12 protein-coding genes, 1 tRNA gene and 1 riboswitch are annotated in these 15,837 nt (G+C 72.4%); of the genes, 6 read left to right on the forward strand and 7 right to left on the reverse strand.

Annotated elements, in window-relative coordinates:
- Positions 1-154: 154 nt before the first annotated feature.
- A complete protein-coding gene (locus tag AB0D59_RS47935) occupies positions 155-2,233 on the reverse strand; it encodes an asparagine synthase-related protein (protein WP_362578460.1) in 2,079 nt (692 codons plus the stop codon).
- A 759-nt stretch (positions 2,234-2,992) separates the two neighbouring features.
- Between AB0D59_RS47935 and AB0D59_RS47940 the strand changes: the two genes are divergently transcribed.
- From AB0D59_RS47940 to AB0D59_RS47955, 4 genes are all read left to right on the forward strand, one after another.
- A complete protein-coding gene (locus tag AB0D59_RS47940; protein ID WP_362578463.1) occupies positions 2,993-4,417 on the forward strand; it encodes an MFS transporter in 1,425 nt (474 codons plus the stop codon).
- A gap of 296 nt (positions 4,418-4,713) precedes the next feature.
- On the forward strand, positions 4,714-5,934 hold the full coding sequence (gene lhgO / locus AB0D59_RS47945; protein ID WP_362578465.1) for an L-2-hydroxyglutarate oxidase: 1,221 nt from the start codon (positions 4,714-4,716) through the stop codon (positions 5,932-5,934).
- A gap of 92 nt (positions 5,935-6,026) precedes the next feature.
- Positions 6,027-6,908 carry a tRNA (guanosine(46)-N7)-methyltransferase TrmB gene (trmB, locus tag AB0D59_RS47950; protein WP_362578468.1) on the forward strand — a complete coding sequence of 294 codons (882 nt, stop codon included), beginning with the start codon at positions 6,027-6,029 and terminating at the stop codon, positions 6,906-6,908.
- Positions 6,909-6,918: 10 nt separating this feature from the next.
- Positions 6,919-8,244, forward strand: a complete 1,326-nt coding sequence (locus tag AB0D59_RS47955) for a PrsW family intramembrane metalloprotease (protein WP_362578471.1) — start codon at positions 6,919-6,921, stop codon at positions 8,242-8,244.
- A 40-nt stretch (positions 8,245-8,284) separates the two neighbouring features.
- On the opposite strand, the gene AB0D59_RS47960 is transcribed toward AB0D59_RS47955, so the two are convergent.
- The 5 genes from AB0D59_RS47960 to AB0D59_RS47980 form a co-directional block, all read right to left on the reverse strand.
- On the reverse strand, positions 8,285-9,247 hold the full coding sequence (locus tag AB0D59_RS47960; protein WP_362578474.1) for an aldo/keto reductase: 963 nt from the start codon (positions 9,245-9,247) through the stop codon (positions 8,285-8,287).
- Positions 9,248-9,401: 154 nt separating this feature from the next.
- Positions 9,402-10,439, reverse strand: coding sequence for a M23 family metallopeptidase (locus AB0D59_RS47965; RefSeq protein WP_362578477.1), 1,038 nt, complete (start codon positions 10,437-10,439; stop codon positions 9,402-9,404).
- A 7-nt stretch (positions 10,440-10,446) separates the two neighbouring features.
- Positions 10,447-10,607, reverse strand: a riboswitch (cyclic di-AMP (ydaO/yuaA leader).
- A gap of 268 nt (positions 10,608-10,875) precedes the next feature.
- Positions 10,876-11,970, reverse strand: coding sequence for a PP2C family protein-serine/threonine phosphatase (locus AB0D59_RS47970; protein WP_362578479.1), 1,095 nt, complete (start codon positions 11,968-11,970; stop codon positions 10,876-10,878).
- 184 nt (positions 11,971-12,154) lie between these two features.
- Positions 12,155-12,228: transfer RNA gene (locus tag AB0D59_RS47975), tRNA-Met, on the reverse strand.
- A gap of 56 nt (positions 12,229-12,284) precedes the next feature.
- Entirely contained in the window at positions 12,285-13,415 is a 1,131-nt protein-coding gene (locus AB0D59_RS47980; protein WP_362578482.1) for a dihydrofolate reductase family protein, read from the reverse strand.
- Between the two features lie 69 nt (positions 13,416-13,484).
- Between AB0D59_RS47980 and AB0D59_RS47985 the strand changes: the two genes are divergently transcribed.
- Positions 13,485-14,012: a MarR family transcriptional regulator gene (locus tag AB0D59_RS47985; protein WP_362578485.1), complete on the forward strand. Its 528-nt coding sequence runs from the start codon at positions 13,485-13,487 to the stop codon at positions 14,010-14,012.
- A 148-nt stretch (positions 14,013-14,160) separates the two neighbouring features.
- The gene (gene ribA, locus AB0D59_RS47990) at positions 14,161-14,802 is read left to right on the forward strand and encodes a GTP cyclohydrolase II (protein ID WP_362578488.1); all 642 of its coding nucleotides are present in this window, start codon (positions 14,161-14,163) and stop codon (positions 14,800-14,802) included.
- Between the two features lie 169 nt (positions 14,803-14,971).
- On the opposite strand, the gene AB0D59_RS47995 is transcribed toward ribA, so the two are convergent.
- Positions 14,972-15,700, reverse strand: coding sequence for an NmrA family NAD(P)-binding protein (locus tag AB0D59_RS47995; protein ID WP_362578490.1), 729 nt, complete (start codon positions 15,698-15,700; stop codon positions 14,972-14,974).
- Positions 15,701-15,837 lie beyond the last annotated feature (137 nt).

A 15,837-nucleotide genomic window follows, 5' to 3' on the forward strand; every position in this document is an offset into this window, starting at 1 on the left:
GGGGAGTGCGCTCGCCGGCACCGGCAGGGTGCCCCGCCAGGGGGGCGGGGAACTGCGCGACCGGCCCCCACCGGCCCGCTGCCCGTCGAGACCGCGCTCGATGAGCAAGCCGAACCACAAAGGACGCCAGGGGATCCCAGGGGACCCCGACTCGTCACGCCCCCGACGCCAGCGCCCCCCGCATCGGCCGTATCCCCGCAGGGACCGCACGGGCGCGTGCCGGTGTCCCCGTCCAGCACGTGCCCCGGCGGGACAGCAGGCGGCGGAGCCACAGCTCCAGGGAGACCAGGTCGGCCAGGCCGTCCAGCGGCAACGGCTCGCCCGCGGCCGCCGCGCGGAGCGCCTTGCGGACCACCCTCGCCTCCACCAGGCCCGCCTGCGCCAGCAACGGCGTCGAGAAGAGGGCGATCAGATCGTCGGCCGCCACGCGCAGCCCCGTGCGGGTGGCGGCCGCGGAGGAGGCGTGGGAGGGGGCGCCCCAGCCCGGCGGGAGGTCGGCGACGCCGGCGCCCTCCAGGACCGTGCGGAGGATGGCGGCGCGGGCCCCCGGCTGCACGCGCAGCGCCTCGGGGAGGTCGCGGCAGGCGCGGACCACCTGGTTGTCGAGGAAGGGGGCGTGCAGGCGCTGGGAGCGGATCTCGGCGGCCTGCTCCAGGATGCGGATGTCGGCCGCGTGGCGGGCGAGGACGGCACGCGCGCGGTAGTCGCCGGGGCGCTGTCCGGGGCCGACGCCGGAGCGGTTCGCCGCCCCCTGGAGCAGAACCGATACTTCAGCCAGCGCCTCCCCCGTCAGCCAGCGCGCCGCCGGGCCGGGTCTCGCCCAGGTGAGTGCCGCGAGGGACGCGCCCACCGCGCCTCCCGGGTCGTCGAAGCGGCGCCGCAGCAGGCGCTCGGCGAGCGACTCGACGCCCGCGCGGTACGGCGTACGCGCCAGTCGGCGCGCCGCGCTGTACACGCGCGCGGGGACCATCACCGAGCCGTCGGCCTTGGCGAGCGCGGCGACCGGGCGGACCAGGTGCCGGCGCTTGCGGTCCATCAGCAGGTCGGCGAGGCGCGCGGGGTGCGCGTCCAGGACCTGGCGGGCGCCGTAGCCGGTGAAGTGGTCGGCGCTGCCGGCGGCGAGGCGGGCGCGGTGTCTGGCGGCGTACACGAGGGACGGGCCCGGTTCGTCGGTCAGAGGGCCCTCCAGGTCGGCGTACGGGAGCATGTCCTCGCCGCCGGTCACCACCACGTGGTGCAGCCGCGGGTTGGCCGCCAGGTTTCCCGCGCGTTCGAGCTCCGCCTCGCGGCCGCCGACGGCGAGGTCGTTGAAGGTGACCGCGAGGAGGCGCTCGCCGGCGCCCGTGCCGTGGCCCAGGACCGTGCCGGGCATGCCGGGCAGACCGGCGGCCAGCAGGGCGAGGGTGCCGGAGGCCGGGCCGCCGGACAGGTCGGCGCCGATGCCCGGCACCGGCATCCCGCGCGCCGCGCGCCGCTCGGCGGGGCCCATGCCCGGTACCGGGCCGGGGTCGATGTCCGGGACGTGCCGGGGCGCCGACAGCCGCGCGCGTACGGCTTCTACGAGCGCGTCCCGTACGGCGTCCACCGCACGGTCGGGATCGGCGGAGGGGGCCGCGACCGCGAGCGAGGCGACCTGCTCGTACCCGGCGACCTCGCGCGCCCCGGTGCGCAGGATCAGCGCATGCCCCGGCGGAATGCGCCGTACGCCCTCGTACGGGGTCGAGTCGTGCACCGCGGCCGGTACGTCGGGGGCGGCCAGGAGTGCGGCGAGGTGGCCGTAGTCGAGGTTGGCCTCGATCAGGTCGGCGAGCGGCAGCGCGGCCGTGGCGTAGGCCGTACCGCCTGACCAAGGCGTGTGGAAGACCGGGCGGGCGCCCGCGAGGTCGCCGCAGACGGTGATCCGGCGGCCGACCTGGACGACGGCGGTGTAGCTGCCGGGCCAGGCGGTCAGATGCCGGAGTGCGCCCCCACGCGCCGTGAAGAGGCCGAGGCGCAGCTCCTCGTCGGTGGCGCCGCAGGTGCCGAGGACGGCGATGCGGTTCTGGGCGTCCGCCTGGATGACGCGCACCTCGTCGGGGCGCCAGTCACCGACCGCCCAGAGCGGATCCGGGTCGCCCCACAGCAGTTGGGAGCCGACGGGGTGGACGGTCTCGCCGTCGTATCCCAGGGCGCCGGCGGAGCCGAGCGTGGCGGCACCGGAGGCGGTGCTGCTCCATCCCACCAACCACCGCATCGACGCCTCCACAGGCTGTGGACAACCATGCACGGTACGAACTGGATCCCCATGCTGCCATGAAGGACGCGCTCCGGAGGGGCGGTGGGGCCGCCTTTGATCCTCGGAAGATTTCCCGGAGTTGCCGCAGGACCGGCCACGCGCGCGTGCCGGGGAAGAGCCGCGGAGGAGTCGCGGAGGAGTCGCGGAAGAAGCGAACCGCCGTACGGCACAAGGCGACTGCGACGCGAATGCGCCCCCTGTACGCTCCCCCAGAACGCCCTTCGCGCCCTCAATTCCCGTGGTAGGAGCGTTGATCGCCCGCAGAAGGTGGGGTCGATTTTCGGCCAATTCGGCGAGGTCGACGCGGCGGTGCGCACGCTCCGTACATGCTTTGCGCACCGCACGCGCGCGTACTCGAACGCGCACAGTCCGGGAGGCGGGCATCGCCTCCCGGACCGGTCCGCCACCCGCGGGGATTGAGGTGGCGGTGTCCCCCAGCCCACTGGATCCAGTACAGCGGGCCGACCCACGCAGGGACCATGGAACCGCTCCCCCGATGGCCGGAGAAGAGCGCACGGACAGGCGCACGGCCACACGGCGGGGGCACGACGCGACATGCCGTGCACGGTGCGTATATGGGCCGCACTCGCGTACGGACCACAATCCCGCCATCCGGAACAATGCCCCTTAACGCTTGGGATGCGGCGAACTACGCTGGGTTTACGAATGCCGCGTGGTTATGCCAGCGCGGCAGCCGTCTGTGTCGAGGGGTGGCGCATGTCCAGGGAGCAACGCGGGCCGAACGAAAAACTCGGCACCGTTCTCGCCCTCGCGGGAATCAGCAACGCAGGACTCGCGCGTCGCGTCAACGATCTTGGCGCTCAACGCGGGTTGACTCTTCGCTACGACAAGACGTCGGTGGCGCGCTGGGTGTCGAAGGGCATGGTGCCGCAGGGCGCCGCGCCGCATCTCATCGCCGCCGCGATCGGCCAGAAGCTCGGCCGCCCGGTGCCGCTCCACGAGATCGGCCTGGCGGACGCGGATCCCGCGCCCGAAGTGGGCCTCGCCTTTCCCAGGGACGTAGGACAGGCGGTGCGCTCGGCCACCGAGCTGTACCGGCTCGACCTCGCCGGCCGCCGGGCCGGTTCCGGCGGCATCTGGCAGTCGCTGGCCGGATCGTTCGCAGTAAGCGCGTACGCAACGCCCGCCTCGCGCTGGCTGATAACCCCCGCCGACAGTTCGGTCGCGCGCGAGGCGAACACCGCCGAGGCCTCCGGCGCACCGCTCAAAGTCGGCCACAGCGATGTGCAGAAGCTGCGGGAGGCCGCCGAGGACGCCAGGCGCTGGGACTCCAAGTACGGGGGCGGCGACTGGCGTTCGTCGATGGTGCCGGAGTGTTTACGGGTGGAGGCGGCACCGCTGCTGCTCGGCGCGTACTCCGACGGGGTCGGGCGGGCGCTGTTCGGGGCGAGCGCCGAACTGACCCGGCTCGCCGGGTGGATGGCCTTCGACACGGGACAGCAGGAGGCCGCGCAGCGGTACTACATCCAGGCGCTGCGGCTCGCCCGGGCGGCGGCCGATGTCCCGCTCGGCGGGTATGTCCTGGCATCGATGTCGTTGCAGGCGACGTACCGCGGGTTCGGCGACGAGGGCGTCGACCTCGCGCAGGCGGCCGTCGAACGCAACCGGGGGCTGGCCACCGCGCGGACCATGAGCTTCTTCCGGCTGGTCGAGGCACGGGCACACGCGCGTGCGGGTGACGCGCAGGCGGCGGGGGCGGCGCTGAAGGCCGCGGAGGGGTGGCTGGAGCGGGCGCGGGAGGGGGACAACGATCCCTCCTGGCTCGGTTTCTACGGATACGACCGGTTCGCCGCCGATGCCGCCGAGTGCTACCGGGACCTGAAGGCGCCGCGGCAGGTGCGGCGGTTCACGGAGCAGGCGCTGTCGAAGCCGACCGAGGAGTTCGTGCGGTCGCACGGGCTGCGGCTGGTCGTCTCCGCTGTCGCCGAACTGGAGTCCGGAAACCTCGACGCGGCGTGCGAGCAGGGGGTGCGGGCCGTGGAGGTGGCGGGGCGGATCTCGTCGGCGCGGACGACCGAGTACGTGAAGGACCTGCTGCACCGGCTGGAGCCGTACGGGGACGAGCCGAGGGTGGTGGAGCTGCGGGAGCGGGCACGGCCGCTGCTGATGGCGCCGGCGTGAGGGTGGCCCAGGCGTCTGCCGGGTCGCCCGGGTTTTGCGAGTGCGGGTGCGTGGGGGCTGTTCGCGCAGTTCCCCGCGCCCCTGACGGGGCACCTGCCGGCCGTCGGCCGCGAGCAGTACGCGGTTGATCGCGCACGTGCGGCGACAGCCGCACACCGAACACAGCCCCGCGCCCCTGACGGGGTGCGTGTTCGTAGCCGCGTGTCGAAGGCGGTCCCGTGCCCTGCCGGAGCGCGCCGTGGCCTCGCGCGTTTGAAGTGGCTGTCAGTGGCGCAGTGCACTATCGAGCGTGGGAGGTGGTGCAGGTGTCTGCCGGGGTTGCTCATGACTGTGATGTGCTCGTCGTCGGGGGCGGGATCGTCGGGCTGTCCACGGCGTATGCGATCAGCCGGGCCGCGCCCGGTACCCGGGTCACCGTGCTGGAGAAGGAAGCCGGGGCCGCACGGCATCAGACCGGGCGGAACAGCGGGGTCATCCACAGCGGGATCTACTACCGGCCCGGGTCGCTGAAGGCGCGGTACGCCGTCAAGGGTGCCGCGGAGATGGTCAAGTTCTGTGCGGAGTACGGCGTCGCGCACGCCGTCACCGGCAAGCTGATCGTCGCCACCGAGCGGGCCGAGCTGCCCCGGCTGCACGCGCTCGTGCAGCGCGGCCGGGAGAACGGGATACCCGTGCGGGAGCTGGGCGCCGCCCAGATCGCGGAGTACGAGCCCGAGGTGCGGGGGCTCGCGGCCATACACGTCGGGACGACCGGCGTGTGCGACTTCGTGGGAGTCGCCCGGCAGCTCGGAGAGGCCTCGGGGGCGGAGATCCGCTACGGGGCCCGGGTCGAGCGCATCGACCGGCGGCCGGAGCGGGGCGTGGCCGTGCTCACCGCCCGCGGAGACGTCGTACGCGGGCGGGTGCTGGTGAACTGCGCCGGGCTGTACTGCGACGAGATCGCCCGGCTGGCCGGGGACGAGCCGGGGATGCGGATCGTGCCGTTCCGCGGGGAGTACTACGAGCTGGCGCGGCGGGAGCTGGTGCGGGGGCTGGTGTATCCGGTGCCGGATCCGGCGTTCCCGTTCCTCGGGGTGCACCTCACCCGCGGCATCGACGGAGGCGTGCACATCGGCCCCAACGCGGTGCCGGCGCTGGCCCGGGAGGGGTACGGGTGGGGGGTCGTACGGCCCCGGGAGGTCGCGGGGACGCTGGCCTGGCCGGGGGCGTGGGCGCTGGCGCGGCGGCACTGGCGGTACGGGGGCGGGGAATTGCGGCGGTCGGTGTCGAAGCGGGCGTTCACGGCGGCCGTACGGCGGCTGCTGCCTGCCGTGACGGAAGCGGACCTGGTGCCGGCGGCGGCCGGGGTGCGGGCGCAGGCCGTGCTGCGGGACGGCTCGCTGGTCGACGACTTCCTGATCAAGGAGGGCGCCAGGACCGTGCACGTGCTGAACGCGCCCTCGCCGGCGGCGACGGCCTCGCTGCCGATCGGGCGGGAGGTGGCACGCCGGGCACTGGACATGCTGGGCTCGGTGTGACCCGGGCGCGACCCACCCCGCCGCCCCGTCCCGCACGGGCCAAGCACGACCCCGCCGCCCCGTCCCGCACGGGCCGTAAAATCGACTCCACTGTGTCTGACTCGCTCAATGCCCCAGAGACCCCCAGGCCCGCCGAGACCGTCCCTGGCGTGGGCTCCCCGCATGCTCCCGGTGTGTCCGTGCGGCACAGCCGGGCCAAGGGAGAGCCACGGTTCCCGGACGGGCCCAGCGCCGATCCGGCCGGATCGCACTTCGAGCGGCGGATCCGCAGCTTCCAGCCACGGCGGAGCCGGGTCACCGCCGGGCAGGCCGACGCCCTGCAGCGGCTGTGGCCCAAGTGGGGGCTGGACATCGACGGGCAGCACGTCATCGATCTCGGTGAGCTGTTCGGCAACGGCAACCCCGTCGTCCTGGAGATCGGGTTCGGGATGGGGGAGGCGACCGCGCAGATGGCCGCCGGGGACCCGGACACCAACATCCTCGCCGTCGACGTGCACACGCCGGGACAGGGGAACCTGCTCAACCTCGCCGACCAGAACGGGCTGTCCCACATCCGGGTCGGCAACGGGGACGCGATCATCCTGCTCCGGGAGATGCTCACGCCCGACTCGCTGGACGGGCTGCGGGTGTACTTCCCGGACCCCTGGCCCAAGAAGCGGCACCACAAGCGGCGGCTGATCCAGCCCGAGTTCCTCGACCTCGCCGCGACCCGGCTCAAGCCGGGGGCGATCGTGCACTGTGCGACGGACTGGGAGCCGTACGCCGAGCAGATGCTCGAAGTGCTCGACGCGCACCCGACGTTCGAGAACACCCAGGCCGAGGGCGGTTTCGCGGCACGTCCCGGATACCGGCCGCTGACCCGTTTCGAGGGGCAGGGGCTGGACAAGGGACATGTGGTGAACGATCTGCTCTTCCGTCGCGTACAGCATCCGGTGCAGCAGGGCGATCAGCACCGACTGGAGTCACCTCGTTAGGGTCGATGCCGTGGCCACCTCCCCGCCGCAGTACCCGCCGTACCCGCCGTATCCCCCGGACCCCACCGGGGTCGGGCTGCGGCATCCCCGCTGGTGGCAGCGGCGCTGGGTGCGGTACGGGGCGCTGAGCACCCTGCTCGCCCTCTCCGGCCTGGTCATCCTCGCGCTGGTGCGGGAGCAGACGGGCACGGAGGGCTTTCTCGTCGGGCTAGGGCTCGCCGTGCTGCCCGTGCCCCTGCTCGTAGCCGCGTTCCGCTGGCTCGACCGGGTCCAGCCCGGGCCCTGGCGGAACCTGCTGTTCGCGTTCGCCTGGGGGGCGTGCGCGGCCGCGCTGATAGCGATCGTCGCCAACAGCTTCGCGACGCGGTGGATAGCGACGGCGACGGCGGATCCGAGCAGCGCGGACACGCTCGGGGCGACCGTGATAGCGCCGATCGTCGAGGAGTCCGCCAAGGCCGCGGCCGTGCTCCTGGTCTTCCTGTTCCGCAGACGGGACTTCACCGGGATCGTCGACGGGGTGGTGATAGCCGGGGTCACCGCCACCGGGTTCGCGTTCACCGAGAACATCCTCTACCTCGGTACGGCCTTCGGGACCGACCAGCTGACCGGCGGCAGCGGCATCGCCTCCGTCACCGCCGCCACGTTCTTCGTGCGCATCGTCATGTCCCCCTTCGCGCATCCCCTGTTCACCGTCCTCACCGGCATCGGGTTCGGCGTCGCCGCGTTCTCCGGGGAACGGCAGCGGGTGCGGCGCGTGCTCGTACCGCTCGCCGGACTGCTGCTCGCGATGAGCATGCACGCGTTCTGGAACGGGTCGTCGACGTTCGGGCAGTACGGGTTCTTCGCCGTGTACGGCATGTTCATGGTGCCGGTGTTCGGGCTGCTGACCTGGCTGGCGATCTGGACGCGGCAGCGGGAGCTGCGGACCGTGCGGGAGGAGTTGCCGGCGTATGTGTACGCCGGGTGGCTGGGGGCGGCCGAGCCGTTCGTCCTGGGGTCGATGCGGGCGCGGCAGATGGCCAGGGAGTACGCCGCGTACCACTTCGGCAAGCCGGCCGGGCGGGCGGTCGCCGAGTACGAGGCGTACGCGACGACGCTCGCCCTGCTGCGGCGCCGGGGGCAGCGTGGGCGGGCGGGCGCCGACTTCGTGGCGCGGGAACGGCACCTGCTGACGGAGCTGCGGAGCCGACGCGAGCTGGTCCGCCCCGCTCTCGACTACGCGGCCCGCACAGCCGCCCCGAACGGCTGGCCCGGCTACCCGCCGCCGGCCTACGGGGCACCGGGGTGGTACGGGGCGGCCGTGCCGTATCCGTCCTACAACCCGTACAGGGGTTAGTTTCCTACGACCCGTACAGGGGTTGGGGGGACAGCGAGCGTCAGGCGGAAGCCGCCGTGAGCCGTGTCAGTTCCTGCTCCGTCAGCTCCAGGTCCGCCACGCCCAGCAGGGCGGGGAGTTGGTCCAGGGTGCGGGCCGAGGCGATGGGGGCCGTGATGGTGGGCTGGGCGGCCAGCCAGGCCAGGGCGACCGTGGGGATCGGGGCGGAGTGGGCCTCGGCGATCTCGTCCAGGGCGGTCAGAACCTTCTGGCCCCGCTCGGTCTCCAGGTACTGGGCGGCGCGGCCCGCGCGGGGGCTGTCGACCGTCGTGCCGGGGCGGTACTTGCCGGTGAGGAAGCCGGCGGCCAGGGAGAAGTACGGAACCGCCGCGAGGCCGGTGCGGGAGGCCAGGTCCTGGAGGGGGCCCTCGTAGGTGTCGCGGGAGACCAGGTTGTAGTGGGGCTGGAGGGCGACGTACCGGGCGAGTCCCTCGCGGTCGGAGAGGTCCAGGGACTCCTGGAGCCGCTCGGCGGTGATGTTGGACGCGGCGATGTGCCGGACCTTGCCCGCCCGCACCAGTTCGTCCAGGGCGCCGATGATCTCCTCGACCGGGATCTCGGGCTTGTCGAAGTGGGTGTAGTACAGGTCGATGTAGTCGGTGTCCAGGCGGCGCAGGGACGCGTCGGCGGCGGCCTTGATGTTGGCGGCCGACAGCCCCAGGTACTCGGGGTGCTGGCTGACCTTCGTCGCGATCACGACGTCCTCGCGGTTGCCGCGCGCCTTGACCCACTTGCCGATGACGGTCTCGGACTCGCCGCCCTTGTGGCCCTCGATCCAGGCCGTGTACGAGTCGGCGGTGTCCACGAAGTTGCCGCCGGCGGCCGTGTACGCGTCGAGGACGGCGAAGGAGGCGGTCTCGTCGGCGGTCCAGCCGAAGACGTTGCCGCCCAGGCAGAGCGGAAAGACCTCCAGGTCGGAGGCGCCGAGCTTGCGGAGCGAGCGGGAAGCGGAAGAAGCAGTCATGCCTCAGTTCAACACCGGCTGCCGGTGCACCGATGCCGACGCAACGCGAAGTTCTCGTAAAAGCGGAATGCACCGGGGTGCCCTGGGTACACCGAACCGGCAGCCCTGACGTCGGGGGGTTGTCGTCAGGGCCGCCGGGGATCAGTGGGGTCCGTCAGGGGTTGAGGCCCTTGCCGCGCAGCCAGGTCATCGGGTCGATGCCGGTGGCCTGACCGCCGGGGTGGACCTCGAGGTGGAGGTGCGGGCCGGTGACGTTGCCGGTGGCGCCGATGCGGCCGATGACGTCACCGGTGGCGACCTTCTGGCCGACCTTGACGCCGATCGAGGACTGGTGGCAGAACCACAGCTCGGTGCCGTCGTCGAGGGTGAGGATGGTGCGGTAGCCGTACGAGCCGGCCCAGCCGGCCTCCGTGACGGTGCCGCTGTGGACGGCCTTGATCAGCGTGCCGGTGGGGGCGGCGAAGTCGAGGCCGGTGTGGTAGCCGGAGGCCCACATCGAGCCAGCCTGCCCGAAGGTGCCGGTGATCGTGTAGGAGACGACCGGCCGCGTGTACTGCTTGGCCAGCGCGGCGAGCCGCTTCTGCTCGGCCTGCCGCTTCTCGGCGGCCTGCGCCTGCTCCTTGGCGTCGGCGGCCTTGGCGGCCGCCGTCTGCTCCGCCTTGGTCTCCGCGTCGGAGACCGCCTTGTCGGCGGCGGCCACGGCCTTGGCGGTGGCCTTGACGTCGAGCTGGGTCTGCTGCTGCTCGGCCTGGGCGATGATCCGGCTGCGCAGCGCCTCCCCGGCGTCGGAGGAGGAGTCGTCCGCGTCCGTGGCGGTCGTCGTGGTGACGCTGCTGAGGGCGGTCTGGACGGCCTGGTGGCCGCCGTCCTCGCCGAGCAGGGAGTCGACGGAGGACGGCAGGTCGGGCAGCGAGATGGAGACCGGCGGCTTGCCGGTGTTGGCGCTGGCCATGCCGCCCGCGCCGACGGCGGCGATGACGCCGACGCCGAGGACCGTGGAGCTGCGGGCGAGTCCGCCGCCGCGCTGCTTGGCGACGCGGTGCCGGCCGCGTACCGGGGCGAGGGACTCCTCGGTGGGGTTCCACTCCTCCCAGGGGCCCTCGTCGGTGCGGTAGCCGCCGTAGCCGAAGGTCTCGGGTTGACGCTGGCTGGGCACGAACGGGGCTGTCGGAGCAGGCCGGTTGGACGCCACGCGGGCGCACTCCTTTCCTTCCGCTGCCTACCGGGTTAGCTGACGGGTTCGGAGCGGGAAGGTCTCCTACGCGCGTATACCGGCCGTTTCGTACCCGGCGGTAGCCTTGCGATTCACCCCAAGGTGGTGGTTCCCCGGTTCCCTTGCGGGATTCGGCGCGTGCGCACGGAGCCGTCGCGGGTGACGGCTGGGACGACCGCGCTGCGTTATCGAACGTTAATAGACCCGGCTGTCAGATTCCAAGCTGTTCGCCTTGATCATTAAGCTTTCAAAGCATGGACTTACCTGTCAAGAACGGTCAAAAACGGTCTACTTGACCCTGCGTTCTGTTCAGCTCAGGAGTCACACACGTTTTGATGGTGACTCAGGCGTTATGCGGAGGGCGGTCGTCCGCGCACCGAGGGTGACAGACCCCAGGGCGGCCGGGTGATCGCGCTCAGGGCCGTCGTACGGCGAGCAGCGCCATGTCGTCCGTCATGCCGCCGCCGGTGTGCCGGCGCACCTCGGCCGCGAGCCGGGCCAGCAGCGCGCCGGGGGCGGTGACGACACGGCCGGTCAGCCGCCGCTCCGGGTCGTAGAACCGGCCGTGCGCGTCCCGCGCCTCGGAGAGGCCGTCGGTGTGCAGCAGCAGCGTGGCCCCGCTCGGGAACGTGTGCTCGGCGGCCCGGTCCGGCCAGGCCCCCAACTCGGCCATCCCGAGCGGCAGCGCGGCCTCGGGCACCCAGACCGGGCACACCTTGCCGTCGCCGTGCAGCAGCAGGGGCGGCGGATGGCCGCGGTTGACGACCCGGACCGTGCCGTCGCCGTGCGGGAGTTCGACGAGTACGGCGGTGGTGAACCCCTCGAACGCGTCCAGGCCGCCGCGCCGGACGCCCTCGCGGGCCAGCGCCCGCTCCAGCCGCCCCGCCACCGCCTCCAGCGTGGCCTCCTGCTCGGCGGCCTCCCGGAACGCGCCGATGACCACGGCGACGGCGGCGACCGCGCCCATGCCCTTGCCGCGGACGTCGCCGACGACCAGTCGGACGCCGTACGGGGTGTCCTGGACGGCGTACAGGTCGCCGCCGATGAAGGTGCCCTCCTGGGCCGCCTCGTAGCGGGCCGCGATCTCGAAGCCGCCGATCCGCTCGGCGGGCTCGGGCAGGACCGCCCGCTGGGCGGCCTCGGCGATCTCGCGGGCTGAGGCCAGGCGCTGGTCACCGAGGCGCACGACCCGGTTGATGCCGGCGGCGAGGGCGGCGACGGTGACCACGGTGAGGACCTCGGTGACCGTGTCGACGTCCGGGCCGAAGCCGAAGCGGGCGTGCACGGCGTAGGCGGCGAGGAAGGACGCGAGGCCGGTCAGGACGGTGGTGCGCAGCGAGGAGAGGGGCGCGGCGATCAGCGGGGCGGCCGTGAAGAACGGGACGGCCGTTAAGGCACTCGGGGTGAGGACGTCGTAGCAGACGCCGACGACGATCAGCAGGGCGGGCAGGAAGCGGGCCAGGGTGCGGACGGCTGCGGACCCGTCCTCCTGCGCCTCTCCAGGGCCCACGGTACGACTCCCCATATGTCCCAGGTGTCCAATGCGTGTCCGTCCAGGTTTGCGGCTGCGAGCGGGCGGGGGCGAGTGGTGTGGGCCGGGCGGATGAGTGCGGACGGCTGTGACGCGGAACACGTGCCGGTATACGACTCAGGGCCGGAATCCTCGTTCTTGGATTCCGGCCCTGAGTCTTCAGTAGCGGGGACAGGATTTGAACCTGCGACCTCTGGGTTATGAGCCCAGCGAGCTACCGAGCTGCTCCACCCCGCGTCGTTGACACCAGCATACGCCATCCGAAGAGTGCGAGTCACACGGGTTAGGAGAGGTCAGCCCAGCAGGTGCGCGTTCGGGATCTTCGCCAGGTCCTCGTACCCGCCCAGCACCAGCACCGCCACCCCCGCCTCCCGCAGCATCCCCGTCCCGTCGGCCGCCTCGACGAAGGTGTCCGGCTCGCGCCACGCCGTCACCACCCGCCGCACCCCGGCCCGGAGGATCAGCTCGGCGCAGGGGTGCGGCCGGGAGGCGCGGTGGGTGCAGGGTTCGAGGCTGGTGTAGACGGTGGCCGTGGCCAGCCGGGGGTCGGCCGGGGAGATCTTGGCCAGGGCCGCCTCCTCCGCGTGGACGACGGGGTCGCCGGCCTCCCGGGAGTGGCCGCGGGCCAGTTCCGTGCCGTCGGCCGCGACCACCACCGCGCCGACGCTGAACGCGGTCCGGGAGGGCGGGCAGTCCGCCGCCAGCTCGCAGGCGAGCCGCAGCCAGTGCCGGTCCGCGGCGGACGCCGACGCACCCGCGCCGGGGGCGGTGGGCTCGTATCGCATCAGGACGACGTCCTCGATACGGCGGCTCTCCAGGAGCCGCAGCCGCCCGGCCTGGTACCCGCCCGGTCCGAACAGGCGCGGTGCCTTCGGGTCGCCGACGAAGAGCGGGGCCAGGACCAGCTGGAGTTCGTCGGCCAGGCCCTGCTGGAGGAGCTGGGTGTGGACGGTGCCGCCGCCCTCGACCATCAGCCGGCCGACCGCCCGCGCCTTGCGCAGGTCCGTCAGCAGCGCGGGCCAGTCGAGGTCGGCGCCGAGGGAGACGACGTCCGCGGCGACACCGAGGCCGCGGATCCGCGCCGCGCCCGTCTCCGTCGTGTACACGACCTTCTCGCCGCCGGTGTGCCAGAACTTGGCGTCCGGGTCGAGGTCGCCGGTCGCGGTGACCGTGACCTTGAGGGGGTACTCGGGCCTGCCCGCGGCGACCCGGGCCGCGCGCCGCCCGGGGTCGTTGACCAGGAGCCGCGGATTGTCCGCGCGGATGGTGCCGGCGCCGATCAGGATCGCGTCGACGGAGGCCCGCACCTCGTCGACGCGGTCGAAGTCGGCCGGGGACGAGAGCAGCAGCCGTTCGGGGCCGGTGTCGTCGAGGTAGCCGTCGAGGGAGACGGCGGCGGACAGCAGGACGTAGGGGTACGGCATCGGACGTGCTCACTCCCGAGGGCGACGGGCAGGCTTGGTTAAACTTTGAAACAAACCTACACTGGCTGCATGACGACTCGCTGGCTGACGCCGAAGGAGCAGAGCGCCTGGCGCGCCTACATCTCGGCGACGCACCTCCTGGACGACGCGATGGACCGGCAGCTCCAGCAGGACGCCGGCATGCCGCATCTGTACTACGGCATCCTCGTCAGTCTCTCCGAGGCACCGGAGCACAAGCTGCGCATGACCGACCTCGCCGAGAAGTCGAAGATCACCCGGAGCCGGCTGACGTACGCGGTGACCCGACTGGAGAAGGACGGGCTGATCCGGCGCGAGGACTGCCAGTGGGACAAGCGGAGCAGCTTCGCCGCCCTCACCGACGAGGGCAAGGCGGTGCTGGAGCGCGCGGCGCCGGGACATGTGGAGACGGTACGGGCGGCGGTGTTCGACCATCTCTCCGCCGAGCAGGTGACCCAGCTGGAGGAGATCAGCTCGGTGATCGCACGGGCGCTGGAGGGTGACGCGTCGACCCCGCGGCCGACCTCCGACGAGGTTCCCTGGCGGCGGCGGTCGTCGCCGTGTTCCGGTCCCTCGTAAGGCTTCCGCCCGCCGCGAGACCTCGTGGATATTCCCGCAAAATCCTGTTGCTTCAAATTTAAAACATGGATAGGGTTCCCTCCGTGGATCTGCTTCAAATCTGAAGCAGAGACCGCCACGGTCCTGCACCCGGACACAGGAGAACCCGATGCCCGACTTCCCCGCCGCCACCCAGCGCGCCCGCGTCCGGGTACCGCTGCGCTTCACCGACGGCTACAGCGTCAACGCCGAACTCGTCACTTTCCATGGCCTCACCGACGGTCAGGAACATGTGGCCGTCGTCCTCGGCGACCCCGCCCCCGGCACACTCCCGCTGGTCCGCCTGCACTCCGAGTGCCTGACCGGCGACGTCTTCGGCTCGGCCCGCTGCGACTGCGGACCCCAGCTGCGCGAGGCCGTCGAGCGCATCGCGGAGCGCGGTGGCGTCCTGCTCTACCTGCGCCAGGAGGGACGCGGCATCGGCCTCTACAACAAGCTCGACGCCTACGCCCTCCAGGACCAGGGCCTCGACACCTACGAGGCGAACGCCGCCCTCGGCCTCCCCGAGGACGGCCGCGACTACACCGCCGCCGCCCAGATGCTGGCCGCTCTCGGCATCACCGAGCTCGACCTGCTCTCCAACAACCCCGACAAGGCCGAGCAGTTGCGCGGCCTCGGCGTCACCGTCCGCGACCGCGTCCCGACCGGTGTCTTCCGCACCGCGCACAACGTCCGCTACCTGCGCGCGAAGGTCCTGCACACCCAGCACACGCTCCCGCTCGGCGAGCTGACGGAGCTCAACGCGGGCTGAGCGTATGCGTCCCGCTGTTGTCGGCGCCGTCACCGGTGTTCCGGTACTCGCCGAACCGGGCGCCGGCCCAGGTCCGGCTGTCGCTCCCGTTCTCGTACGGCGCACGGCCGACCTGCGCGGGCAGCGAGGCGTTCCGGATGATGTGCCGGCCGCTCGCGCATCGCTCCGCTCAGGAGAGCCAGTCGGTGTAGTGGGTCGGGGCGAGGTGGGCGTCCTTGTCGGTGAGGACATCGCCCTTGACCACGGCGTACATGCCGGCGGTGGGGTCGGTGACGACGGTGCGGTGGTCGCCCTGGTGGGACAGGGTGAGCCGGCCCAGCTCGTCCAGGGGGAAGATGTCGGGGCCGGCGATGTTGCGGATGCCGTTGAGCGGGGCGCCCGCGGCGACCTCCGCGACCGCTGCGGCCACGTCCGCGGCCGCGATGGGCTGGACGGGCGTGGCGGGCAGCCGGACGGTGTCGGCGTCGGAGGTCCAGGACATGACGGCGTCCATGAACTCCATGAACTGCGTCGACCGGACGATCGAGTAGGGGATCGGCCCGGCCGCGAGGAGGTGCTCCTGGAGCGTCTTGCCCCGGTAGTGGTCCAGCTCCGGCACCTGGTCCACGCCGACGATCGAGAGGATGACGAAGTGGCCGGCGCCGCCCTTGTGGGCCGCGGCCACGAGGTTGTCCATCGAGGTCTGGAAGAAGGCCGGGGAGGCCTCGTCGAAGGTCGGGGAGTTCGTCAGGTCGACGACGACGTCGGCTCCCGCCAGCGCCTCGTCCAGGCCCCGGCCGCCGATGACGTCGACGCCGGTGGACTTCGCGTGCGGTACGGCCTCGTGCCCGGCGGCGGTCAGGTTCTTGACGACCAGCGATCCGATCAGTCCGGTACCGCCGATGACTGCGATCTTCATGGCACGCCTCTCGCAGGGGTCATATATCGAAATATGACATCCGAACGGATACGTGGGCGGGGCAGGAAACGGTCCCCCGGCGCACAGCAGCACGACGGTCCCCAGGTGCATGCCGGCATGGACGATCGGGGGCGGCC

Origin of the sequence: Streptomyces sp. NPDC048417, assembly GCF_040651615.1 — a bacterium.
Lineage (GTDB): Bacteria > Actinomycetota > Actinomycetes > Streptomycetales > Streptomycetaceae > Streptomyces.

Bases quoted from the DNA above. Each gene is read 5' to 3' on its own strand.
- AB0D59_RS47960 (WP_362578474.1), bottom strand. From the start codon at position 9,247: ATGACTGCTTCTTCCGCTTCCCGCTCGCTCCGCAAGCTCGGCGCCTCC.
- AB0D59_RS47980 (WP_362578482.1), bottom strand. From the start codon at position 13,415: ATGCCGTACCCCTACGTCCTGCTGTCCGCCGCCGTCTCCCTCGACGGC.
- AB0D59_RS47995 (WP_362578490.1), bottom strand. From the start codon at position 15,700: ATGAAGATCGCAGTCATCGGCGGTACCGGACTGATCGGATCGCTGGTC.
- AB0D59_RS47985 (WP_362578485.1), top strand. From the start codon at position 13,485: ATGACGACTCGCTGGCTGACGCCGAAGGAGCAGAGCGCCTGGCGCGCC.
- AB0D59_RS47940 (WP_362578463.1), top strand. From the start codon at position 2,993: ATGTCCAGGGAGCAACGCGGGCCGAACGAAAAACTCGGCACCGTTCTC.
- AB0D59_RS47935 (WP_362578460.1), bottom strand. From the start codon at position 2,233: ATGCGGTGGTTGGTGGGATGGAGCAGCACCGCCTCCGGTGCCGCCACG.
- ribA (WP_362578488.1), top strand. From the start codon at position 14,161: ATGCCCGACTTCCCCGCCGCCACCCAGCGCGCCCGCGTCCGGGTACCG.